This is a genomic window from Bacillus sp. SIMBA_005, from assembly GCF_046535585.1.
GTDB classification, from domain to species: Bacteria; Bacillota; Bacilli; order Bacillales; family Bacillaceae; genus Bacillus; species Bacillus pumilus.
The window spans coordinates 1-273 of sequence record NZ_JAWRWI010000377.1 but is presented as its reverse complement, the minus strand read 5'-3'; the positions used below and the strand labels follow the sequence as shown (position 1 = coordinate 273).

General features: G+C 61.5%; 1 protein-coding gene. It reads left to right on the top strand.

Annotated features, from left to right (window positions below):
- On the top strand, window positions 1-233 hold a 233-nt coding region (locus SB660_RS20535), incomplete at its 5' end, for a carbohydrate ABC transporter permease (protein WP_410584178.1).
- Window positions 234-273 lie beyond the last annotated feature (40 nt).

Here is a 273-nt window from a genome sequence, read left to right as displayed (position 1 = left end):
TGATCGGCACATTCCAGATCTTCACCCAGGCGTTCGTGATGACCAAGGGCGGACCCGACTACGGGTCATACTTCATGTCGCTCTATATCTACGACGCAGCCTTCGTCGAACTGCGCATCGGCTATGCGTGTGCTCTCGCCATGATCCTGTTCGCGATCATTCTGCTCATCACCGCTCTCGTCTACGGCACCAGCCGACGCTGGGTGTTCTACGCCGGGGGGCCCGACAAGTGACTGAGACCGCCGCCATCGTTCGTCCCGCCCGTCGCCGCCC